This window comes from Pseudobutyrivibrio sp. 49 (assembly GCF_900100545.1).
Taxonomy (GTDB): Bacteria; Bacillota; Clostridia; order Lachnospirales; family Lachnospiraceae; genus Pseudobutyrivibrio.
In genome coordinates, this window is sequence record NZ_FNDP01000029.1 from 1 (window position 1) to 23325 (window position 23325).

The following is a 23325-nucleotide window of genomic DNA, read 5'->3' on the forward strand; positions in this document are numbered from 1 at the left end:
AAGAAAAAACAAAGAAAATATACATATAAAGCCAACTTTTCAGTTGCTGCTCACATGTGCAGAAAGTATTACCGTGGTATAACATCTCCACCTGATTTGGAAACCATCATTTCAAGAAATCTTGTACCCATTAGACCAGACAGGCACCGTGTAAGATACGAGTCTGCAAGAATTTTCAGAGGTTTCCTTTATAGAGTAGCATAAAGCTTTACATTTTACACGCTATTATAAGGCGGATTCTAATCCGTCTTTTTGACGTGGAAAAAGTATGAAAAAAGAGGATGAAGGAACTATTCCAACATCCTCTTTAATTCATTTTGCCCTCGGCCCCAATGTTAACTTAATGACATTGCATTGAGGGGAGGCTTAATTTTTTTATAATTTTTTAAATTTGCTATAAACTTTCGCTTAACTCGGTACGATATAGGAGTTAGAAGACTATAAAACTTTTTATATATACAAGGAAGTTTAAAAGGAGGAGTACCATGAAAATAGGCGAAGTAAGTAGTGCAGTTAGCAACTACCAGGGACAGGGAAGTTCAGCAAAAGCAGCGCCAGTTCAAGCAACACAGAGTACACCAGTAGATTTCGCGGCAGCAGCAAAGGAATTACGCGCTAGCGAACCTGAATATAAAGCCCCACAGAATTCAAATCCAGAGCAGGAAGAAGCAGAAGAGAAACAGGTTCAGGCTACTTCATCTTTGAAGGAAGCCATCAGCAAAATTAATTCCGCTCAGGGCAATGCTGAAGCAGTGTTTGGTATCCATGAGGGTACAAACCGCGTCACCATTAAGATGGTTGATAAGCAGACAAAGAAGGTTATCAAGGAATTCCCAGCAGAGGAAACCTTAGACCTTATTGCAAAGGCTTGGGAGCTTGCAGGAATTATGGTCGATGAGAAGAGATAATAGGAGGGATTTTTATGCCTATTAGAATTTCGGGACTAACTTCGGGTCTTGATACTGAGTCCATTGTAGGGGCTCTTGTGTCTGCCTACAGTTTTAAGAAGGAAAAATACGAAAAGGCCCAGACCAAGCTCTCGTGGAAACAGGATGCCTGGAAGGACCTGAATACCAAGGTGTATAGTTTTTATACATCTGTTAGTAACTTGCGCTATAGTTCAAGCTATGTAACCAAGAAGGCATCAGTTAGCAATTCTTCAAAGGCTAAGGTTACTGCAGGTGGTGAGGCAATCAATGGTACACAGACCTTGAAGGTTAATTCACTTGCAAAGACTGCCTATATCACAGGTGGTAAGCTTGCAAGTAATATTAGCTCAGACTCTACACTTGCGGCTTTAGGAATTAAAACTGGTACTGATGAGAAAGCGACTATACAGGTTAAAACTAATAGTGGTGGTACAACAAAAATTGATATAGAAAGCAGCATGACTGTAAATCAGTTTATTTCTAAGTTGAATGAAGCTGGAGTACAGGCTAATTATGATTCCAAGAATCACAGAATATTCGTAAGTGGAAAGCAGTCTGGTGAAGCAGGAGAATTTTCTCTTCAGGCAGATAATGCACTTGGTTTGGATGCGCTTTCAAAATTAGGACTTCTTACAGATTCAGAGCTTAACTCCATCGGAACCACAAGTACCGAAGGTGCAGATTTAATAATGAAGCAGTATGGTGCTGGAGTTGCTACAGCCAGTGGATTTGCAGAATGGATTAAATACGCAAAGACATATAAAGATATTATCAATAGTGATACTGCTACGGATGAGGAGAAGGAGCAGGCTGAAAACGATCTGAATCTTGAACCAGGTGCCAGAGATGTTGCAAAATATCTTGATGATAAGGGCGTGGACTGGTCTACTTTGACTGATGAGCAGATTACTGCTTACGGCAAGGAAATATATGACAAAGGTGAAATAAATTCAGATTCATTAGCGGTAACAAGAAGTGGATTAGTTGTATCCATTAATGCAGTCAGAGATGCATATGTTAAGTTGGAAAAAGCTAATGCTATGCCTAACGAGACGGCTGCAGAGCAAACAGCTAGAGCAGCAGCCATTGCAGAAGCACAGGCAGAAGTAGATGCAGCTCTAGAAGATCCAACAAATGCAAAATGGGCTGAGTATATTCAGAATACCTTTGGTAGTAAAAATAGTGACACTGATGAAAGCTACAGTAAATTCTGGTCACAGAGTGATAACCTTGCACTTGCAGACAGTGTAATGTACAGAATCGACCTGGCACAGAAGATAGAGTCAGGGGAGATGGATCTGACAAAGGTTAACACAGGTACAAAGGTTGATGGTACTGACGCTGAGATTGTTCTCAACGGTGTTACATACACCAGCAGCACCAATTCAATTACGGTAAATGGTCTTACTGTTGAAGCACTTGGCGAGACAGCAGAGGACGAAGTGTTGTCAGTAACTGTATCCAACGATACAGATGCTTTATATGATAAGATTAAGGATTTCCTTAGTCAGTACAACAGCTTAATGAATGAAATGCAGAAGCTCTACAATGCAGATTCTGCCAAGGACTATGAACCTCTTACAGATGATGAGAAGAATGAGATGTCCGAAAGCGAAATCGAGAAGTGGGAGCAGAAGATTAAGGATTCATTGCTTCGTAGGGACACAAGCTTAAGTGGTATTATTTCTACCATGACGATGGCCATGATGAAGACCTATGAAATCAATGGAAAGACATGGTCATTAAGTGGTACTTTGGGAATCCACACTCTTGGTAGCCTGAATGCAGAAAAGAATGAGGGCTATGCTTACCATATCGATGGTGATTCTGAGGATTCAAAGACTTCTGGAAAGCAGGATAAGCTTAGAGAAGCTTTGACTGAAGATCCTGATGCTGTTATTGATTTCTTAAAGCAGCTTACCACAGGATTATATAATGATTTGGATGCCAAGATGAAGTCTACATCTGTTAAATCCGTATATACGGTTTATAACGATAAGGAAATGGCTTCTGAATACTCTAATTACTCAAAGCTTATTAAGACTTGGGCTGACAGAGTAACAGATATGGAAGACGCTTACTATAAGAAGTTTGCAGCAATGGAGTCGGCACTGGCTAAGTTGCAGAACAGTTCATCTTCAATTACATCAATGCTTGGTGGATGATGAGACTAGTAAGTATAGACAGCAAAAAGGATTTACGAGGAGGCGGTTTATATGACACCAATGAATGGGTATGATGCTTACGCAAAAAACAGGATATTGACAGCTAGTCCCGCAGAGCTGACATTGATGCTGTATGAAGGCGCAATAAAGTTTTGTAATATAGCTATTGTTGCATGTGAAAATAAGGATATTGAGAAGGCACACAACAATATCCGCAAGACAGACAGGATTATCGAGGAGTTTGAGATTACCCTTGATGATAAATATCCTGTTGCAAAGGATTTCCATGCTGTGTATTCTTATCTTAGGAGCTGTTTAAGACATGCTATGATAGATAAGGATCCAGAAACTTTAAGGGAGGTGCTGAAGCACCTGCGCACCATGCGCGACACCTGGAAGGATGTTATGAAGCTCACAGCCAACGGAAAGAAGTTGGATGGGCAGCAGGCTGGATAACACGTAAACGTAACGTGGCTCCTCGTACTACGGGGAGCCATATTTTATGGAGGGGTTTATGGAAAATATGGACTATGTAGTGATGCTACGGGAGTCTCTGGAGAAGAAGGTGGATATCTTGGAGGTGCTTCTTATAAGAAATAGGGAGCAGGCTGCAATTTTGCAGGACCCAAATACATCACCAGATGATTTGGAGAAGAATATGAATATGAAGTCGGAGCTTATCGACAGGATTGTTATGTTAGATGATGGCTTCGAGCAGCTTTTCAATCGTGTGAAGGCTATCTTAGATGAAGATAGAGCTACTTATGCAGATGAGATTCGTCTTATGCAGGATTTAATAAGAAAGATTACAGAACTTACTGCAGATGTGGAGGCTACAGAATATAAGAACAAAGAATATGCCAAGACCCGCTTCTCAAACATCAAAAAAGAAGTTCGTGAAGTAAAGAAATCTGGCGATGTAGTTTCATCATATTATAAGAACATGATGGCTCATAATAAGGTAGATGACCCGGCATTTATGGATAAAAAGAAATAGCCTTCCCCTTAAGGTGTTTTTAATAAAAATTTACAGGAATTTTTGTTACTTTTTTAACGTATTTACGAAGACCGCAAATCCTTTATTTTCAAGGGTTTGCGGCTTTTTTATTACATAGTTGATATGGTGGGAATTATTAGACAATTTAAAGTTTTTTCTAAAAAGGGGTAAAGTTTTGTGCATTGGTATCGATAAATAAGGTGTAAGGAACAATTACAAACAGCAAAACCCTTACAAAATCGAATTCGAATCTTATTAGAAAACAAATTAAATAACCAGGGCCGGACACGGATGTTGGGCTATCAGAAAAACGGATTTAAATGCTAAAAGGATTTAGCAGAATCTCATGGAGGAATTATTATGGTAGTACAACATAACATGCAGGCAGCTAATGCTTCAAGAACATTGAACATTACAACAGACTCTCAGTCAAAGAGTACTGAAAAGCTTTCAAGTGGTTATAAGATTAACCGAGCAGCAGATGATGCAGCAGGTCTTTCAATTTCTGAGAAGATGAGAAAACAGATTCGTGGTTTGACCCAGGCATCTACAAACGCTTCAGACGGTGTTTCTTCAGTACAGACAGCTGAAGGTGCCCTCACAGAAGTTCATGACATGCTTCAGAGAATGAACGAGCTGGCAGTACAGGCAGCCAACGGTACAAACTCAGAATCAGATCGTGACGATATCCAGAACGAAATCGACCAGCTTACACAGGAAATCGATCGTATCGCTTCTACAACAAAGTTCAACGAGACATTCCTTCTTAAGGGCGACATCGGATTAAAGAGAATGTACATCGCAGCTCATGACACTGGTCTTGATGGAACTCTTATCCAGAATACAACAAGAGCTACATTCACAATGGAATCTCTTGAAGCTGGTGAAAGATATAGAATCGGTGGTGTTCAGTACACAATCGGTGCTTCAACAAACGCTGAGGCAGCAAGAGCACTTCACCTTGAGGATAAGTTAAGTGGTGGTACAACAGAGGATGACCCAGGTATCTGGAAGCTTGATCAGGGCGATACAATTTCAATCGATGGAAAGACATATACAATTAATCCTGATGAAATCGGATCTGATGTAGCTAACGCAAAGGTAACAAATGGATACCTCAACAAGCTCATTACTAAGGGTTCAGTTATTAAATACAACGGTAATGAAGTACAGAGATTCTCTACATCATATAACTCAACAACAGGTATTGATGATGCAAACGTTACTCTTGTAAAGGCAACAACAGCTTACCAGATGGTTCTAACAGAGCTTAAGGCAGCTTCTTCAGTAGGTGCTACAGACGGAGCAGCAAAGGCTGACAAGTCAGCAAGCAATACTACAGATGATATGTGGGAAATCACAGAGACAAAGAAGACTATCGGTGGTGAGACTGGACAGACAACAGTTACATCAATCAGCTTCACACTTAACAAGGGTTATGTAAATATCCAGAACGCACTTACACTTAACCTTCACGTAGGTGCAGACGCAGCCATGACAAACAAGATCAACGTTACTATCGAAGCTATGAACGCTAAGTCAATCGGTATTAACGGTATCAACGTATCAGACGCAACAGGTAAGGCTGCTACATATGCAATCGACGCAATCGCCGATGCAATCCAGAGAGTATCAGCTCAGAGAGCAGAACTTGGTGCTATCCAGAACAGATTAGAGCACTCTATTAGAAACCTCGACAACGTAGTTGAGAACACAGAGGCAGCTGAATCTCGTATCCGTGATACAGACATGGCTGATACAATGGTTGAGTACAGCAAGAACAATATCTTACAGCAGGCAGGACAGTCAATGCTGGCTCAGGCTAATCAGGCAACACAGGGTGTTATGAATCTCCTACAGTAACACCTGTTTACAAAATACCATAATCTCACTCCCCACCTCATCGAGGTGGGGAAATTACTAAGAAGGACAATTTAATAAATATTTAACGAAGAAAACACCTCCATCATAGATGGATTCATAGATAGAAAGAGGTAAGGCTTATGGCATATTTTACAAGAAATAAGATGTTAACAATGGTTTTGGAGCTTTACACAGCGAACACAAGATTCGCACAGGGTGGTACAGGAAATGATGCAGAAGACTTAAAAGTCCTCATCGCCTGCCAGCAGAAAGCATTAGTACTTGGTGAGTACTTAGAATCAATGGGCATGGATTACTCGGACATCGTAGAAAAATTTGAAAACTACTGCAACATGGTTTACGATATAAGTGAAAACCTTAGTGATACAGTTTTAGTAATGGACAGAAAAGTTAGAATTGATCACAAGATTTGCGACATCATTAGTGAGATAGAAAACAGAATAGTAGAAATTAGAAGTATTGATATTTACGACTTTAGAGGATTGGTAGACGCTCCCGGAGAGAAGCGCATCGTTAGCAATGAAATCAATCGGTTGATTGATTCCTGCTTAAGCAGTGCAGGACCACTTGATGAAGGAGAGGAAATGTACAGACCACTAGTAATCGGAACATACTAATAATAAAAAAGTAAGGCTCGTCAGATGACGAGCCTTTTGGTGATTATGGGGCGGAGAAAAAAATGAATAACAAACCTAAGACAAAACTTCTTACAATTTCACTTTTATGCTGTGGCAGGCCAGATACAACAGAGCGCTGCCTTAAATCTTTGATGCCTATTCGTAAGGCAATCGATTCAGAGCTCCAGGTTATCGATACTGGCTGCTCTAAGGAGACCAGAAAGATTATCGAAAAATATGCCGATGAGGTTTTTGAATTTTCATGGGTAAATGATTTTGCTGCAGCTAGGAATTTCCAGCTGGATCAGGCCAATGGAAAGATGTTTTTGTATATAGATGATGATGAGTGGTTTTTAGATACTACGTACATTGTAGAATTCTTCAAGGACCCAAAATGCACCACCTACAATGTGGGCGGTTATTTCCAGCGAAATTATCTGGATTTTGAGGGTAAAGAGTACGAGGATATCGAGGTCATGAGAATGTGCCGTGTGGATCCTGATGTATGCTTCAAGGGAAAAATCCACGAGTACATATATCCTGGCGCTGGAAATACTATGTTCATGGATGCCAGAGCAGGACACTTCGGATACGTTTATGAGTCTGAGGAAGATAATGTTAAGCATTCCCTTAGAAATATCCCGCTGCTTAAAGAAATGATGGAAGAGGAGCCTGACGAGCTACGTTGGCCATATCAGCTGGCTCAGGAGTATAAGGCAATCAAATACAATCAGGAGCTTTTGGACCTTTGTATGACTACCTTCAGAAAGACAGGTGAAACAAAGGAAGATATAAAATATAAATATCGTGGTAGTTTTGCCTGTGGTGTTGTTATTGCCATGGCTCGACTTGAGATGCTGGATGAAATCCTGGATTTTTACAAGGAAGTGAAGGAGAAGGATTTGATTTTCCCACTTCCAATGGCGAAGTTGGCATTCTATGCGGCAAAGGTCTACTTCATAAGAGACGAGAATGATAAGTGCGAAGAGGAGATTAAATTCTATTTTGATGTATATGAGAAGGTTGGTAATGACCGAGGATTAATGTTCATCCAGGGCGGAATATTCTCCAGTGATACCTTCAATGAAACCAACATGAACCTCATGTACTGCTACGCCATGACCTGCGGTCTTAGAAAGAACGACTATGGACCTCTGGTGCACTATTACAGAAGAATAACTTGGGATTCAAAGGTGGTAAGACTTAATCGAGGTTTTGTTACGACCCTTGTTGCTGAGGCAGCAAAGGTTGGCTATAAAAAAGAAATCAGGGATGTTTTGAACAAGTTCTTCACTAGTGAGGGCTTCAGAAATCTCCTTGAAAAGATTATTGATGACATAGTGAAGGAATTTGATGAGGAAGGTCTGTTGAATATAAGGAACGCCTTCAAAACTACTGATGGTGAGAAGGAAATGAACCTTTTCATGGATGTACGTATCCTTGAAAGGCAGATTGCAAATGTAGACAGCTGGGACAGTTACAAGCAACTGCTGGATGTTTTAGGAGCCTACGCTCAGGCGGTAGTAAAATGGCAGCGAGCACATGATTCCTTATTCCCATCTGAGAATCCTTCCTTTACCCTGGCTCAGGAAACCAAGCTGGGATGCGATATAAATGATTTCATTGAGTGTGAAAGCAAGGATGTACCAAAAGCACTGTCATATATAAAGGACATGATTGGAAGACGCCCTATGATGAACCCAGCTGTAAGTCAGTTGGCAGATATGTATGGCCGAAAGCAGATGCTGGATAATCTTAAAGCAAAAGACCCAGCAAAGTTCCAGGAAATGTACGATCTGGAAGATGCCATCCTTCGCCAGATAGCAGAATTGGATGCGGCGGGGCAGGTGGATGAGGCAGTTGCTACGTATCAGGAACTTATCATGGCCATTAAGAATACATATGGAGTAGAAACACTGCATATTTAGATGAACCAGTAACTAACAAGCTATAATGTTTCCTTAGCGAAACATGTTAGTTGAGCGGGGAAATATTATGCTTGTTAGTGTAACTGGTGGGGTATAGTATGAAAATATTAATGTACCGCTGGAAAGCCTACAATTATAAAGATATAAAATACACCTTCATAAAGTTAGGCTATGAAGTGGAGGAGGTCTATCAGGACCTCCTCAATTATGATGTGGATGAAGAGTTTGCAGGAAAGCTCAGAGAAATAATTTGTAAAGACGTATATGAGTTTTTCTTTACAGTGAATTATTTTCCACTAATCTCTAATGTCTGTCAGGAGATGGGAATCTTGTACGTTTGCTGGAGTTGCGATAACCCTCTGATTTCCATGTACCATAAATCTGTATTTAATGATGTAAACAGAATCTTTTTGTTTGATCTGACCAATGTAGAAGAGTTTAAGGGGATGGGAGCAGACCATGTCTATCATCTACCGTTAGCCGTTGATACAGAAAGGTTGGATTATATTTTTGAGAATTCTACAGATTTGGATTTATACAAAAATGAGATAAGCTTCGTGGGCTCTCTCTATGAGAAAAATTCCTATGACAAGATGGAGTTTACGTTACCTGAGTATCTCCGTGGATATTTTGAAGCTACCATGGAAGCCCAGAAGGACTTACAGGGAATCAATATCATCGACAGGATGCTTACTCCTGAAATTCTTATGGAGTTGCAGCAGTATTTTGAGCTGGAAAAATCAGAGGATTCTCTGTCTGATTTGAATTTGATTTTCTCAGTAACAACCCTTGGATTTAAGATAGCAGAAAAGCAGCGCAGAAGCATATTGATAGAGTTATCAAAACACCATGATGTGAGTATCTACACCAATTCAAATATAAAGGATTTAATCAAGGTTAATTACAGGGGCAGTGTAGATTACTGGGAGGAAATGCCAAAGGTATTCCGAGGCTCCAAAATCAATTTAAATATGACAATCCCAAACATCAAAAGTGGAGTACCACTTCGTGTTTACGATATTTTAGGAGCAGGTGGATTCTGTATCTCAAATTTTCAGGCTGAATTACCTATGTTCTTCGAGAATGAGAAGCATCTCGTTTGGTATTACAATCAAAAGGACTTGTATGAGAAGGTGGATTATTACCTGCGCCATGATACTGAAAGAGAGCAAATTGCCCGAACGGGATATGAGCACATAAAAATGCACTGCTCTTACGAGCAGCGCATTAATGAAATTCTAGAGACCATAATTCATTAACATTCCTGAGTAAGCACTGGTAGCATAAGGTGCGGTTAGTGATTTGCCAGGATTCTTATATTCTACTATAGCTTTATCTACGTAAGCCATCGGATTAATGGAAGCCTTTGAGGCTGCCCTGCTGATGGCTGCTTTTAATTCATTGAGAACCGTGAAAGCTTCGTATCTATCATCGCTGTTTATTATTTTTGACAGCTGGGATTCATTGAGAATGAGATGTCCCATTTCGTCGATATGGATACCAGCGTATTCAAGGCTGCTTTGCATACCCTTTGCTATAGAAGAAATTTCATTTAAAAGGGTGCGATTCTGATGAACACCATTGTACTTAAGTCCAATGTTAATCATTCCGTTGTAGCTGGTCAGCAACTGGCTCACACCATCTGTCAGAGCCTCGGTATCCTTCATAAGACCTACTTTAACAGTTTCAGGAGTAGGAGCTTTAAGGGCAACTTCGTAAGCTTTGTTAACGGTGAAGGTATTGGACATAGATGAATGTTCATTACCATTTAAGGTGAAGCTGGAATTTACTGGATCCTGAATAGTCTTGTCGATACCCAGTGTATTTAGCTCATTCCAAGAAGTATCAGAAGTGATGTTAAACAAAGTAGTACTACCTTCTGGTAAGCCTGTAGCTTTCGAAGTAATCTGAATAGCATTATCGCCATTGCTTCCAGTTATAAGGGATGCGTTCAAACCAACATCAGAGCTGTTAATCAAGCGGATGATTTTTTGCTGTACAGTCTGATTAGTCTCGCCAGCGTTAACATTGTACTGGAACTCGTAAGAATGATTACGAATATCTAAATCAAAGGCATATTGGCCTTCCTCGAAGTTATGTCCTTCTGCAGGAAGGAAGTTGCCCATGTTAATCTGTGGCTGAGCAAGTGAATGAACGTCTATTGTGAAATCATCTGCATTAACAGAATCATCGCCAACGAATACGGCTTCTACTGATTCTGAATCTGAAGATGAAGCGATTTTCTTTTTAAGGAGATCTTCTATGCTGTCCCCAGCGGAAGAAAGCTTAGAGCAGGACATAGACATAGAATTGGCATGCTCTTTGATGTCAATTGCAAATTGCCCAGTGTCCTCCATATCCTTTATTTTGTACAGAGGAGCGTCCTTGTTGGCCTTCACTATTTTATTGTAGGTGTCGCGTAACTCACTTTTCTTATGGGATTCATAACGAGAGCCTATGTTGCTACCATAGGTGGTCATGAAATAGTTGTACGCTGCATCTATGCGTGCCATGAGACGTCCCTCCTTTCTTCCTTGATAATATAACCTTCGACAATCCTTTGTCTAAGTCGGGACATAGATATCGATACTTATAGCTACTATCATAATACCATACAAAAAGATTTCTGTAAACATACAAGATTTTGTAATGTTGTCAGATAATTAATCGATATGTAGAATATGAGCTGGGTTACCAGCAACTGTTGCGCCAGCTGGTACATCATGAGTAACTACTGAATGCGCTCCAATGATTGCTCCGGCTCCCACAGTTATTGGCCCGATGATGGCGCAGCCAGACCCAATGTCTACCCCATCTTCAATTATAGGAACACCACGTCCGTTTGTTCCAATAACGCAGCCCTGACGGATAGTCACATTCTTTCCGATGATGGCATCGGTGTGAACGACTATGCATGAGAAATGGTCAATGTAAAAGCCTTCACCTATAGGCGCAATATGGCTTGGAATGTCTATTCCAAATTTCACGGATATGTTATGGAAGTGAAGCCTAGTCAAAAAAGCCAATGGCTTTAGATAAGGTTTGCTGTTTAGATAACAGAACTTTCTGTACCAATGGCACCAGCAATAACCAGGCTTTATCATATATGTTTTGATACGACCCACCAGGGAAGTATCCTTTGAATATCTTAAATAATCACATCTGAGAATTCTTTTATATTCTTGTTTTGTCATCTGACGTCCTCGTATATTTTGTAAAGTTTATCACAGTATTCGCTGATGTTATTATATTCTAATGCTCGGGCTTTAGCACCTTCAGATTTGCTGTCGTAAAGCTGATGATTAGATAATAATTCTCTGGCGGCATTTACATAGTCTGAAGTAGAAGAGCATACACTTCCGCAGCTACTATCGATTATATTCACCAGACCTCCGTTTTGAGTGCCAAGAACTGGACGGCCTAAAGACATAGCTTCCAAAGCTACAAGTCCAAAACCTTCCCACTTTGAAGGCATAATCTGGATTTTAGTGTTAGCCATGTAGTCATAGGAATTCTTCTTAAAGCCCTCTAAAATAAGCTTTCCTTCCAAATGATTTTCCTTTACGAAGTTAGCCAATGAATCAAAAAGCTCACCATCACCGATGACTCTTGCAGTGTTAACGTCACCAGAATTAATAAGCTCATTTGCAATCTCTGCAAAACGAAGAGGATCCTTCTGTTCCACAAGACGACCTACAAAAAGAATGTCGCTTGAAAGGGCAGAAGCATCAGTGTCCTTATCTACCTGAGAAACAACACCGTCAACAGAGAACGGATTCCCTACAATACTGATAGGACACTTAATCTTTGAAGTGTATCTGTACTCATCTTTTACAGCATCTGAAACCATAAGGATATGGTTAAAATATCTGCAGGCAAAAAGATAAGAAAGGGATTTGATATTAAGCTGTTTTATCCATGGTGGATTGTTGTGTAAGTGGGAAACAATTGGAACACTGCCTTTTAGGGCAAGACCGCAAAGAACACTGGCGGTGAAATCATGGGCGTGAACCACTGTAGGGTGAAATTTATCGACTGCTGACTTTATAGATGCTGCATCCAGTTTTTCAATGCCGTAGTAGCAATCGTACAAACCAATAGATTTGAGTTTGTCCTCAATAGGACCGTGAGGAGCCATATAAATGAACTCCTCCTTGTCCGAAAGTCCTTTGATGATTTGACAGACAACATTTTCCGCACCGGAATAAATGTTGGATTTGATTACATGTAGAATCATAAATTATTCTTCCCCCGAAGCAGTGTACCTTGTGGTAGTACTGCCATATTCATAAGTATCAAGGAATTCGTTAAGCTCCTTGAAAGACTTTGGAAATTCCATTTCGAATTTCTCTGCGATTGTTCCGTTGTAAAGCTTAACGGCGTCATCACCATCGCCTGAACCAATCTTTATTGATGAAATCTCATCACCGTTGAAGACCTTAACAGCCTTCTTTCCAGCTGCATAACCGAGAGTGTAAGGATCCTGGAAAAGTGTAACGAGAGCATGCTCGCCAACTTCAGTATCACCAGCAACTACAGTAACACCAGCTGCGGTTGTAATATTTCCGATAGTTTCCATCTCGCTTGAAAGAGTGCTTCCATAAGGAATATAAATAGCGGAGCACTCATTGCAAACTTCTGAAATAAGCTCTTCAAGAGTAGGAACTATTTCCTCTTCCTCATCAGAAGACTTTGAATCTTTAGTTGATTTGTCAGTAGTATCTTTTGCTTCTGCACTCTCATCTTCAGAAACTTCTTCAGTAACAGGAAGGACCTTTCCTCCCTCCCAGAATTCAGAAACTAAAGCAACTCTAGTAGATGAAGTAGAATTGAGACCTGGGTCTGCGCTGTCATCTAGAGAGATAATATCGTTATTCATGCCCTGCTTAGCCGAGAAAGCAACGTACTTGCTGGCTGAAAGGGCTGTAGAGTTCTGCTCCTCTTCACTACTAATAGAAGTTTCTACTGGAGATGGAATCAAATATTCCTTCCAAGGGATGCCTGCCTGATTTAAGTAGGCCTCGAAAATCTCATTCTGATAGATGGCATCAGTATCATCTGCTGAGAAGAGAATTCCAACTGTCTGTAAATCCTTTGTAGCCTCTATCATCAGTGAAACCTGATCAACGATGCTTGGCTTACTGCTGACACCTGTAACATTAGTGCCTGTAGTCTTGTCCCAAGATTTACCATTAAGGCTGGCAATTCGAAGTGTGCCCTTAAAATCTACAATGCCTGTGGCAACGATAGGAATAAACTCTGTGCCTTTCTTTGCAGAAAGAAGAGTGGATTTACCAGCTGTGAAAATCATATCTGGTGACTTTGAAATGGTATGAGCAACAAGCATGTCGCTGGAATTTTCTTCGTCAACAGCTTCTTTAGTGATTTTGAAATGCTGCTCTCCAAGATAATCTGTAAGACAATCTGTGAAGCCCTGAAGTAAAACCTGATTATAGGTATTGTCTTCTGATAAAAGGGCTGATATATTATAGCAATACGAATCATTTTCAGATTCATCTTTTACCTCATTAGCAGGCTGCTCAGCAGTCTTTTTTCCACAAGCGGTCATGGAAAATGCCATGGTTGCTATTAAAATCAAACTTAAAAATCTTTTTTTCATATTAAAATTCCTTTTTTATTTGGTTACTAAATTATATATGTAGTGATTTGTTTTTTTCAAGGAGTATTGAATGTATTTACATATAAAGAGTATTATAGCCCCCTTGTTAGGTGTATTGTATCCAAAACGATGCGTGGCTTGTGATAAAGTTTTATTAAAAATAGAAAAAGAAATTGGGTTTTGCGCTACCTGCAGTTCAAAAGTAAAGCTGGTTGGACCTGTTGCCTGCATGAAATGTGGCACCCCTATCTCAGATGATAGAGCGGAGTTTTGTAGAAATTGTGTTTGCACCACAAGAACCTTTATTCAAAACAAGGCAATCTACCAGTACACTGGGGATATGAAGGCCGCCATGTATCGTTTTAAATATGGAAACAGAAGGTGCTATGCCAAAACTTTTGCTAGACACGGCCTTTACTATTATGGAGACTGGATAAAGAAAAATGGAATCGAGGCAATAGTGCCTGTGCCTATGTATAAATATAAGGAAAAACGTCGAGGATATAATCAGGCAGCGGTATTTGCAAGGGCTTTGAGCGAGATTTCAGGTATCCCCATGGCTGATAAAATTGTGCAACGAGATAAAGATACTGAGGCAATGAAACAGTTAAATGCCATAAAAAGAAAGAAAAATCTGTTAAAAGCTTTTAGTTTGCAGAAAAATGATGTACAATTTAAAAAAGTGCTATTAGTTGATGATATTTACACAACTGGTACAACAATGGATGAAGTGGCTAAAGTGCTTAAGCAAGGGGGAATGGAACAGGTCTATGGCATGAGCATCTGCATTGGTGAGATGCAGTAAATTTAGGAGGTATCATCTATGGATGTGCGTAACTGTAAAACATGTGGAAGGTTGTTTAACTATTTAGGTGGCCCAAATATTTGTGAGGCTTGCCGCGCTGATATCGAGAAGAAGTTCCAGAATACCAAAGAGTATATCAGAGAGAATCCACGTGCTTCCATTCAGGAAATTTCTGATGCTAATGAGGTAACCACTAACCAGATTCGTCAGTGGATCCGTGAAGAGCGTCTTCAGTTTGCCGATGATTCTCCAGTTGGTATCGAGTGTGAAATCTGTGGGGCAACTATCAGAACAGGTAAATACTGTGAGAATTGCAAGAATAAGACAGCTGATGCTTTGTCTAAGTCTATTGAAAAGCCACAGGCTCCACCACCTCCAGTACAGAAGCCAAAGAAAGAGAACAAGATGCGCTTTATCTAAAATAAACTAAATCGATGTTTACACCTGCCGGGTAATCTCGGTAGGTGTTTTTTTTAGAAACTGTTTATGCTATACTGATTCTGAATTACTAGGTGTAGAAGACAGAGGATAATTGTTTATGATAAATGAAGATCGCGTCAAGCATATGACTGCTATGGCCATTTTCGAAAAGGAAATGGGTCATGAGTATCAGCCTATGCTTCGCTATTCTAAGAAAGAATATATTGCGCTTCATGGATGGGGAGGCTTCCTTGCAGGCACTCTTTTCTATGGTGTTATATATGCGGCCATTGTTTTATATCTGGTTAGCAACGTTCTTGAGAATATCACAACAATGTACATATTAATGATAGCTTTGGCAGGGCTGTTAGTATACGCAGCCTACATTATTATTCATGTTCACTCAGCCAGAGCAAGAGCAGCGAAGCGCTACAAGCGCGGCAAACGCCTTATCAAGGAGCTTGCAGTGAAATACTCAAAGCTCAATCATATGTACGAGGCAGAAGTGCAGCAGACACGCCCACTCCTTGCCAGAGATTACGACGATAAAAAAGGACTAGAGGAATTCTAAATGAACGCTTTTATTAGATTACGAGATGATGTACGAAGATTTGTACTTTCGAGAGAAATGCTTTTCTTAAAAATATGGAGCGCCCTGGTGGCATTTGTTGGTCTTATGTGTATCCGAGCTAATTTCGGTCACAATAAGCACATCAGTCAGATTTGGGTTTCCATTATTATCGCTTTCGTCTGTGCGTTTTTCCCTATTCAGGGAGTATCGCTCGTTCTTACAATTGTATTATTGATAGATTTGGTATCCCTTTCACCAATGGTTGCAGTGGTTGCACTTGGTTTGGTGGTAGTGGGTTACCTTGTTTGCGCTTATTTTAGAAGCAAGGTCACTTCTAATATGGTTACAGTGCCAATCTGCTATTCCTTTGGTGCGCCATATGTTATGTCACTGGCCACAGGCCTAATGTCAAATGTTAACGAGCTTACATCGGTTATTTGTGGCTCAGTTATCGCTTTTTATCTCCATGTTATTAAGGATAATACCACAGCTATCGTGGATGAGACTTCTGATGTTTCAGTGTTCTCACTTGTTCAGGAGCAGATGCTGAAGAATCGCATGTTCTGGTTTTTCATTATCGCCATGGCAGCTATGTTTTTGGTTGTTTACATGTTAAGACAGTCCAGCATAAATATGTCTTGGATGGTTGCTAATGCAGCAGGTGTTACTGTTGAATTCATCATTATGCTTGCAGGCTACCTACTCACCAGCCAGAAGGGTGAGATTCCGGGACTTATTTTGGGAAATATTCTAGTATTTGCAGTTGGATTCATTTTGAATTACTTCGTACTAGATTTGGATTATTCTCGAATCGAGAAGGTTCAGTTTGAGGATGATGATTATTATTACTACGTCACAGCTGTTCCAAAGATTCGTATTGCAGAAGAGGATAAGGAAGTTAAGAAAATATAAAACCCTTTAGGGTAGAAGGAAGGAAATCCGGTGGTTGATTTTGTAAACGCTGTTGATGCCTTCATCGATGATTATTTCAATGTAAATATTCCCGATGTTTCCATCACAGATGTAATCGAGGTTTTCATAATTGCATACTTTATGTACCACCTGCTGGTCTGGGTTAAGAACAGCCGCGTTTGGATGCTTATCCGAGGCGTGCTGATTATTATGCTGTTCTTCCTTATAGCAGCTATATTCCAGATGAACACCATCCTGTGGTTGGGTGAGAAGCTGGTTTCAGTTGCGGTGACGGTGCTTATTGTGGTGTTCCAGCCAGAGCTTCGTCGTGCACTTGAGCAGATTGGTCGCAGAAAGATAACATCACTGTTCACGTGGAATATTCTTAAGACAGGTGCAAAGAAATTCGACGATTCTACAATCGTAGGTCTTGTTACCGCCTGCTATGAGATGGGAGCTGTTAAGACAGGTGCCCTTATCGTGGTAGAAAAGGATATGCAGCTCACTGAGTTTGAGCGTACAGGTATTGGCATTGATGCAGTAGTCTCTAGACAGCTGCTTATCAATATATTTGAAAAGAACACTCCGCTTCACGATGGAGCTGTCATCGTTCGAGGGGACAGAGTAGTTTCGGCTACCTGCTACCTGCCACTGTCTGACAATATGGCTCTCTCAAAGGACCTTGGAACCAGACACAGAGCGGCAGTTGGAATCAGTGAAGTTTCAGATTCCCTCACAATTGTTGTTTCAGAGGAGACAGGTACTGTTTCTTACGCAAGAGAGGGACGCATCGTTCGCGATGTAAAGGAGGACGAGCTTATTGCAGAGCTCAAACGTCTCCAGAGTCCTGAGGAAGCAGTAGAGGCTTTCACACAAACTGAAAAGGAGGGCAAATAAATGCAGCAGAAAATAATTAATGCCCTCACAAAGAATGTAGGAATTAAGATTTTAGCAATCATATTCTCGTTCCTGCTTTGGCTTGTTGTTGTAAATATCGACGACCCTAAGCAGACAAGAACATTCACCTCGGTTGTTACAGTCACAAATGAGGATGTGCTTACACAGGCAGGAAAGCTATACGAGATTAAGGATGGCGTAAATACAGTCAGCTTCAGAGTTACAGCAAAGCGTTCTATCATAGAGAAGCTTTCACCATCAGATTTCTCTGCAGTGGCTGATATGAACAATCTGGAAAATAGCGAGCGTGTGCCGGTTACAATCGCAGCCAAGTCATACGCAAACTACATCACTATTTCCAGCAGACAGAATTATCTGTACGTTAACCTTAAGGATTTAACGACAGAGAGATTCGTCATTAGTGCACAGACCAATGGCACCCTTGAACCGGAGCTTGCAGTTGAGGAAGTTACCTGCAGCCCAACTGTTATCACTGTCACCGGTCCACAGGATATTGTGAATAAAATTGACACTGTAGTTGCTTCAGCCAACATCACAGGTGTTACAAGCAACTTCACAGAAAATGTTATTCCAAAGTTTTACGATGCAAAGGGCGAGACAGTAGATACATCACAGCTCAATATGTCAGTATCTACAGTAAGCGTCAGCGTTTCATTCGTAAATACGAAGGCAGTAGACATAGTGGTTAAGACAAGCGGAATTCTTTCCCCTGAGCTTACACTTGGAAGCATAAAGACAGATCCATCATCTGTAATGATTATTGGTGAGCCTAGCGCACTCAATGAAGTTAGTAACATCACCATTCCAGAAACAGTTATCAATCTGTCAAACCTTACAGGCTCATTTACAACATCAGTTGATATTTCATCTTATCTGCCTGATGGTGTACAGCTTGCAGAGGGCACCTCATCGAAGGTTGCAATTTATGTAACAATGTCTAACGAGACAGCGTCTACAATCAGTGTCCCAGCCGAGAATATCGAGCTGAAGGGTGTTCCTGAGGGACTGGCTGTTTCACTTGATGCCAAAGCAATCACCGTAGATATTTTCGGTACGGAGGAGGATTTGGCAGCACTTAAGGCTGAGAATGTTAAGGGCTACATCGATTGCTCAGGACTCAGTGTTGGCGAAGGCCAGAATGCAGTATTACAATTTGATAATTTTGATGGTATTACCATTCAAAATACATCTGTCACTGTTACAGTTATCGAGGCTACAAACAATTAGTCTCAGTAGGCAGTGATAAAAAGAAATGAGGATTAATAATGGGAAGATTATTTGGAACAGACGGAGTCAGAGGAGTAGCTGGCTCAGAGCTGACAATAGAGCTTGCATGTGCACTTGGACAGGCAGGCGCTTATGTACTTACTAAGGAAGCAAGCCACCAGCCTACAATCATCGTTGGCTGTGACACACGTATTTCAGGTACAATGCTTGCTTCTGCACTTATGGCAGGTATCTGCTCAGTTGGTGCAAATGCAGTTTATGTTGGAGTTCTACCAACACCTGCTATTGCTTACCTTACACGTAAGCATAAGGTTGATGCTGGAGTTGTTATTTCAGCCAGCCACAACCCAATGGAGTTTAATGGAATCAAGTTCTTCAACGGTGATGGCTTTAAGCTTTCAGATGAGCTTGAGGATGAGATTCAGGCCCTTATCGAATCAGACATGAAGGGAGTTAACCTTCCTACAGGTGCTGAGATTGGAAAGATTGAATACCGCTTCGACCTTGGTCGTGAGTATGTAGATTTCCTTAAGAAGACAGTTCCACTTGATTTATCAGGTTTAAAGATTGTTATAGACTGTGCAGAAGGTGCATCTTATCGCACAAGCGTCGCATGTCTCTCAGAGCTTGGCGCAGAGCTTATCACACTCCACAACAATCCAGATGGAACAAACATCAACAGCAACTGCGGAAGTACTCACATGGATGAGCTTAGAGCACGTGTAGTTGCTGAGAATGCTCAGGTTGGTCTCGCATTTGATGGCGATGCCGACAGAATGCTTGCAGTAGATGAGAAGGGACGCCTTGTTGACGGTGACCAGATTATGGCAATCTGCGCAAAGCACATGAAGGACAATGGTACTCTTAAGAAGGATACCTGCGTTGTTACAGTAATGACAAACCTTGGCTTCACACTTATGGCTAAGGAGCAGGGAATCAACCTTGAAATCACAAAGGTTGGTGACAGATATGTATTAGAGAACATGCTTGCAAACGGATATAACATCGGTGGCGAGCAGAGTGGTCACGTTATCTTCTTAGATGACAACACCACAGGAGATGGATTACTTTCAGCACTTCACCTTCTCAAGGTTATCGTTGAGACAGGTAAGTCGCTTTCAGAGCTTGCTTCTATCATGGAGGTATTACCTCAGGCACTTGTAAATGCCAAGGTGCCAAACCACAAGAAGGAAAGCTACATGGAGTATCCTGAGATTGCAGATGCAATCAAGAAGCTTGAGGAGAAGTTCGCAGGCGAAGGCCGCGTGCTCATCCGCCCATCAGGCACAGAGCCACTTGTTCGTGTCATGATCGAGGGAAAGAATCAGGCTGAGATTGAGGCAGATGCAAAAGAATTAGCTGAGTTAATCACCAGCACAATGTTGTAATTAGGATTTTGGGATTATTTAGAGAATAGAATTTATATGGTTTCACAAAAAGTTAAGATTAGAAATGCGACGGGACTTCACCTACGCCCAGCGGGACTACTTTGCGAGATAGCCATGAAATATGGTTCTAAAGTTACATTTAAAACCAACAACAACTACGAAGCAAATGCAAAGTCGGTATTAAGCGTACTCGGAGCATGTGTTAAGAGGGGTGAAGAAATTGAATTAATCTGCGAAGGTGCAGATGAAAAGGAGGCTCTTGATGACCTTGTCTCATCTATTGAGGCAGGTCTTGGAGAATAAAGTTATATAGTTTTAGGAGGAAGAACAATGTTGAACTACAAGCGTTACAAAGCGAACCCAGTGTTACAGTTTCCAGAGCGTACTTGGCCAAACAAGCAGATTACCAAGGCTCCAATTTGGTGCTCAGTTGATCTACGTGACGGCAATCAGGCTCTCGTCGAACCAATGTCGGTTGACGAAAAAATGGAACTATTCGACCTCCTAATTAAGCTAGGCTTTAAAGAAATAGAGATAGGCTTTCCCGCAGCCAGTCAAATTGAATTTGATTTTTTAAGACAGTTAGTTGCTGAAAATAAGATTCCTGATGATGTAAAGGTTCAGGTACTTTCTCAGTGTAGAGAAGAATTAATCGACCGTACATTTGAGGCAATCAAAGGAATCAAAAATGTAATTTTCCACATTTACAATTCAACATCCACACTTCAGCGTGATGTTGTTTTCAACGCTGAAAAGGACGAGATTATTGAGATTGCCAAGAAGGGTACACAGATGGTTAAAGACCGTCTTGATAAATTTGATGGCAACTTACAGCTTGAATATTCGCCAGAGTCATTTACAGGTACAGAGGTAGAGTTTGCACTTGATATCTGTACAGCAGTGCAGGACACATGGAATAAAGCTACTCCTGCACCAATCATTTTCAATCTCCCTGCAACAGTGGAGATGAACACACCTAATGTTTACGCAGACCAGATAGAGTGGATGAGCACACACTTCAAGGATAGAGATAATATCATCCTTTCTATTCATCCACATAATGACAGAGGAACAGGTGTTGCTATTACAGAGCTTGGACTTCTTGCTGGCGCAGACCGTGTAGAGGGAACACTTCTTGGAAACGGCGAGCGTACTGGCAACGTAGATATTCTTACAATCGCTTACAATATGTTTTCACAGGGTGTTAACCCAGAGCTTTACCTCGAGGATATCAAGGAAATTGTTGAGGTATGTGAGCGAGTTACAAAAATGCCTACAGACGCAAGACATCCATATGCAGGTGAGCTTGTGTTTACAGCGTTCTCTGGTTCACACCAGGATGCTATTAATAAGGGCGTCCGCGCTATGAAGGATCGTCAGAATATGTTCTGGGAGGTTCCATATCTTCCAATCGATCCAGCAGATATCGGACGTAAGTACGAGCCTGTGGTTCGTATCAACAGCCAGTCTGGAAAGGGTGGCGTAGCCTTTGTTATGGATACAGTTTACGGCTACAAGCTTCCTAAGAAGATGCAGCGTGAGTTTGCCGATGTTGTTCAGTACATTTCTGAAAAGCAGGGCGGCGAGGTTACACCACAGCGCATTATGGAGGCATTCAAGTCTCAGTATCTTGAGAACAAGGAGCCACTTACTCTTGAATATGTTGTTATTCAGGATAGCAAAGAGACTGACGATACAGTTGCAGTTCTTGACTTCAGCTACAATGGAGAGAAATTCCATTCAGAGGCAGAAGGAAACGGACCTATCGATGCTGTTAAGCTTGCAATCAAGCAGTGTGTACCAGAGCTTGAGTTCACACTTATCGATTACACCGAGCATACACTTTCACAGGGACAGGGCTCAGGTGCAAAGGCTGCAGCATATATTGAAATGCGTGACGAGCGTCACGGCAACACAACATTCGGTGTTGGCGTAAGCTCAAATATTACAAGAGCATCTATCCGCAGTTTATTCTCTGCGTATAATAGATTAATTGCGAAAGCAAAGGACTATGTTTAAAACGAAAGGAAATATAAAATTATGAGAACTTATTTAGTTACAGGCGGAGCTGGATTCATTGGCTCTAACTACATTCACTACATGTTTAAGAAGTATGACAACGAGATTAGAATCATCAACGTTGATAAGCTTACATATGCAGGTAACCTCGAGAACCTTAAGGACATCGAGAACCGTGATAACTACACATTTGTAAAGGCTGATATCTGCGATAAGGAAGCAATTAGAAAAATCTTCCAGGAGAACGATATCGACCGTGTAGTTCATTTCGCAGCAGAGTCTCACGTAGACCGTTCAATTGTTAACCCAGAAGTATTCGTTCAGACAAACGTACTTGGTACAGCTGTAATGCTTAACTGTGCTAAAGAAGCTTGGGAGCAGGAAGACGGCTCATTCAAGGAGGGAAAGAAGTTCCTTCACGTTTCTACAGACGAAGTTTATGGATCACTTCCAGATGATGACAACGCCTTCTTCTATGAGACAACTCCATACGATCCACATTCACCATACTCAGCTTCAAAGGCCAGCTCAGACATGCTTGTAAAGGCTTACATGGATACATATAAGTTCCCTGCAAACATTACAAACTGCTCTAACAACTATGGCCCTTACCAGTTCCCAGAGAAGCTCATTCCACTTATCATCAACAATGCGCTTCAGGGCAAGGATCTTCCAGTATACGGTGATGGAAAGAACGTACGTGACTGGTTATATGTAGAGGATCACGCTAAGGGAATCGATATGGTTCAAGAGCAGGGTAAGCTTTTTGAGACATATAACATCGGTGGTCACAACGAGAAGCAGAACATTCAGATTATTCACATCATCCTTGATACACTTCAGGAGATGCTTCCAGAGGGAGACCCACGTAAGGAGCTTGTATCAGAGAAGCTTATTAAGTATGTAACAGATAGAAAGGGTCATG

Annotated in this window: 22 protein-coding genes and 1 pseudogene; 19 read left to right on the forward strand and 4 right to left on the reverse strand. The window is 41.0% G+C overall.

The genetic code is table 11. The annotated features are described in order from the left end of the window. From BLP54_RS16005 to BLP54_RS14855, 9 genes and pseudogenes are all read left to right on the forward strand, one after another. Positions 1-204: pseudogene (locus tag BLP54_RS16005) on the forward strand (IS4 family transposase); the annotation flags it as partial. Between the two features lie 281 nt (positions 205-485). Then, positions 486-908 carry a flagellar protein FlaG gene (locus tag BLP54_RS14820; RefSeq protein ID WP_090171199.1) on the forward strand — a complete coding sequence of 141 codons (423 nt, stop codon included), beginning with the start codon at positions 486-488 and terminating at the stop codon, positions 906-908. A 14-nt stretch (positions 909-922) separates the two neighbouring features. After that, a complete protein-coding gene (gene fliD, locus BLP54_RS14825; protein ID WP_090171202.1) occupies positions 923-3094 on the forward strand; it encodes a flagellar filament capping protein FliD in 2172 nt (723 codons plus the stop codon). A gap of 51 nt (positions 3095-3145) precedes the next feature. Then, positions 3146-3550, forward strand: a complete 405-nt coding sequence (fliS, locus tag BLP54_RS14830; RefSeq protein WP_090171205.1) for a flagellar export chaperone FliS — start codon at positions 3146-3148, stop codon at positions 3548-3550. A gap of 58 nt (positions 3551-3608) precedes the next feature. Beyond that, complete coding sequence (locus BLP54_RS14835; RefSeq protein WP_090171208.1) at positions 3609-4091, forward strand: hypothetical protein; 483 nt, start codon at positions 3609-3611, stop codon at positions 4089-4091. Positions 4092-4451: 360 nt separating this feature from the next. After that, complete coding sequence (locus BLP54_RS14840) at positions 4452-5954, forward strand: flagellin N-terminal helical domain-containing protein (protein ID WP_090171211.1); 1503 nt, start codon at positions 4452-4454, stop codon at positions 5952-5954. A 140-nt stretch (positions 5955-6094) separates the two neighbouring features. Continuing rightward, the gene (locus BLP54_RS14845) at positions 6095-6592 is read left to right on the forward strand and encodes a hypothetical protein (protein ID WP_090171213.1); all 498 of its coding nucleotides are present in this window, start codon (positions 6095-6097) and stop codon (positions 6590-6592) included. A gap of 62 nt (positions 6593-6654) precedes the next feature. Next, positions 6655-8520, forward strand: coding sequence for a glycosyltransferase (locus BLP54_RS14850; protein ID WP_090171216.1), 1866 nt, complete (start codon positions 6655-6657; stop codon positions 8518-8520). 98 nt (positions 8521-8618) lie between these two features. Beyond that, positions 8619-9779 carry a CgeB family protein gene (locus tag BLP54_RS14855; protein ID WP_090171219.1) on the forward strand — a complete coding sequence of 387 codons (1161 nt, stop codon included), beginning with the start codon at positions 8619-8621 and terminating at the stop codon, positions 9777-9779. Here the strand turns inward: BLP54_RS14855 and BLP54_RS14860 are convergent. From BLP54_RS14860 to BLP54_RS14875, 4 genes are all read right to left on the reverse strand, one after another. Next, positions 9759-11033: a hypothetical protein gene (locus tag BLP54_RS14860; RefSeq protein WP_090171223.1), complete on the reverse strand. Its 1275-nt coding sequence runs from the start codon at positions 11031-11033 to the stop codon at positions 9759-9761. The two genes, BLP54_RS14855 and BLP54_RS14860, sit on opposite strands and share 21 nt — an antisense overlap. A 150-nt stretch (positions 11034-11183) precedes the next feature. Next, positions 11184-11714: a serine O-acetyltransferase gene (locus BLP54_RS16265; protein ID WP_090171225.1), complete on the reverse strand. Its 531-nt coding sequence runs from the start codon at positions 11712-11714 to the stop codon at positions 11184-11186. Next, positions 11711-12757, reverse strand: coding sequence for a glycosyltransferase (locus BLP54_RS14870; protein ID WP_090171228.1), 1047 nt, complete (start codon positions 12755-12757; stop codon positions 11711-11713). Before BLP54_RS14870 ends, BLP54_RS16265 begins: the two co-directional genes overlap by 4 nt. A 3-nt stretch (positions 12758-12760) precedes the next feature. Beyond that, entirely contained in the window at positions 12761-14140 is a 1380-nt protein-coding gene (locus BLP54_RS14875) for an ABC transporter substrate-binding protein (protein WP_090171231.1), read from the reverse strand. A 70-nt stretch (positions 14141-14210) separates the two neighbouring features. Between BLP54_RS14875 and BLP54_RS14880 the strand changes: the two genes are divergently transcribed. From BLP54_RS14880 to rfbB, 10 genes are all read left to right on the forward strand, one after another. Continuing rightward, the gene (locus BLP54_RS14880; protein WP_090171234.1) at positions 14211-14945 is read left to right on the forward strand and encodes a ComF family protein; all 735 of its coding nucleotides are present in this window, start codon (positions 14211-14213) and stop codon (positions 14943-14945) included. Between the two features lie 18 nt (positions 14946-14963). Next, complete coding sequence (locus BLP54_RS14885; RefSeq protein WP_090171237.1) at positions 14964-15365, forward strand: flagellar protein; 402 nt, start codon at positions 14964-14966, stop codon at positions 15363-15365. 118 nt (positions 15366-15483) lie between these two features. Beyond that, on the forward strand, positions 15484-15936 hold the full coding sequence (locus BLP54_RS14890) for a hypothetical protein (protein WP_090171240.1): 453 nt from the start codon (positions 15484-15486) through the stop codon (positions 15934-15936). Then, positions 15937-16848, forward strand: a complete 912-nt coding sequence (locus BLP54_RS14895) for a hypothetical protein (protein ID WP_090171242.1) — start codon at positions 15937-15939, stop codon at positions 16846-16848. Positions 16849-16878: 30 nt separating this feature from the next. Then, entirely contained in the window at positions 16879-17745 is an 867-nt protein-coding gene (cdaA, locus tag BLP54_RS14900; protein ID WP_242870724.1) for a diadenylate cyclase CdaA, read from the forward strand. Next, positions 17746-18993, forward strand: a complete 1248-nt coding sequence (locus BLP54_RS14905; protein WP_090171245.1) for a CdaR family protein — start codon at positions 17746-17748, stop codon at positions 18991-18993. It abuts the gene before it with no gap. A 38-nt stretch (positions 18994-19031) separates the two neighbouring features. Next, entirely contained in the window at positions 19032-20381 is a 1350-nt protein-coding gene (gene glmM, locus BLP54_RS14910) for a phosphoglucosamine mutase (protein WP_090171248.1), read from the forward strand. 36 nt (positions 20382-20417) lie between these two features. After that, positions 20418-20684 carry an HPr family phosphocarrier protein gene (locus BLP54_RS14915; protein WP_090171253.1) on the forward strand — a complete coding sequence of 89 codons (267 nt, stop codon included), beginning with the start codon at positions 20418-20420 and terminating at the stop codon, positions 20682-20684. A 27-nt stretch (positions 20685-20711) separates the two neighbouring features. Continuing rightward, the gene (gene leuA / locus BLP54_RS14920) at positions 20712-22400 is read left to right on the forward strand and encodes a 2-isopropylmalate synthase (RefSeq protein ID WP_090171256.1); all 1689 of its coding nucleotides are present in this window, start codon (positions 20712-20714) and stop codon (positions 22398-22400) included. A gap of 21 nt (positions 22401-22421) precedes the next feature. Next, positions 22422-23325 (forward strand): dTDP-glucose 4,6-dehydratase (rfbB, locus tag BLP54_RS14925; RefSeq protein WP_090171259.1); only part of this gene is annotated, 904 nt, incomplete at its 3' end.

Coding starts and splice junctions, on each gene's coding strand:
- fliD (WP_090171202.1), top strand. CDS start 923: ATGCCTATTAGAATTTCGGGACTAACTTCGGGTCTTGATACTGAGTCC.
- BLP54_RS14870 (WP_090171228.1), bottom strand. CDS start 12,757: ATGATTCTACATGTAATCAAATCCAACATTTATTCCGGTGCGGAAAAT.
- BLP54_RS14875 (WP_090171231.1), bottom strand. CDS start 14,140: ATGAAAAAAAGATTTTTAAGTTTGATTTTAATAGCAACCATGGCATTT.
- BLP54_RS14905 (WP_090171245.1), top strand. CDS start 17,746: ATGCAGCAGAAAATAATTAATGCCCTCACAAAGAATGTAGGAATTAAG.
- fliS (WP_090171205.1), top strand. CDS start 3,146: ATGACACCAATGAATGGGTATGATGCTTACGCAAAAAACAGGATATTG.
- BLP54_RS14855 (WP_090171219.1), top strand. CDS start 8,619: ATGAAAATATTAATGTACCGCTGGAAAGCCTACAATTATAAAGATATA.
- BLP54_RS14890 (WP_090171240.1), top strand. CDS start 15,484: ATGATAAATGAAGATCGCGTCAAGCATATGACTGCTATGGCCATTTTC.
- BLP54_RS14885 (WP_090171237.1), top strand. CDS start 14,964: ATGGATGTGCGTAACTGTAAAACATGTGGAAGGTTGTTTAACTATTTA.
- BLP54_RS14840 (WP_090171211.1), top strand. CDS start 4,452: ATGGTAGTACAACATAACATGCAGGCAGCTAATGCTTCAAGAACATTG.
- leuA (WP_090171256.1), top strand. CDS start 20,712: ATGTTGAACTACAAGCGTTACAAAGCGAACCCAGTGTTACAGTTTCCA.
- BLP54_RS14850 (WP_090171216.1), top strand. CDS start 6,655: ATGAATAACAAACCTAAGACAAAACTTCTTACAATTTCACTTTTATGC.
- glmM (WP_090171248.1), top strand. CDS start 19,032: ATGGGAAGATTATTTGGAACAGACGGAGTCAGAGGAGTAGCTGGCTCA.
- BLP54_RS14835 (WP_090171208.1), top strand. CDS start 3,609: ATGGAAAATATGGACTATGTAGTGATGCTACGGGAGTCTCTGGAGAAG.
- BLP54_RS14915 (WP_090171253.1), top strand. CDS start 20,418: ATGGTTTCACAAAAAGTTAAGATTAGAAATGCGACGGGACTTCACCTA.
- BLP54_RS14820 (WP_090171199.1), top strand. CDS start 486: ATGAAAATAGGCGAAGTAAGTAGTGCAGTTAGCAACTACCAGGGACAG.
- BLP54_RS14880 (WP_090171234.1), top strand. CDS start 14,211: ATGTATTTACATATAAAGAGTATTATAGCCCCCTTGTTAGGTGTATTG.
- BLP54_RS14895 (WP_090171242.1), top strand. CDS start 15,937: ATGAACGCTTTTATTAGATTACGAGATGATGTACGAAGATTTGTACTT.
- BLP54_RS14845 (WP_090171213.1), top strand. CDS start 6,095: ATGGCATATTTTACAAGAAATAAGATGTTAACAATGGTTTTGGAGCTT.
- BLP54_RS16265 (WP_090171225.1), bottom strand. CDS start 11,714: ATGACAAAACAAGAATATAAAAGAATTCTCAGATGTGATTATTTAAGA.
- BLP54_RS14860 (WP_090171223.1), bottom strand. CDS start 11,033: ATGGCACGCATAGATGCAGCGTACAACTATTTCATGACCACCTATGGT.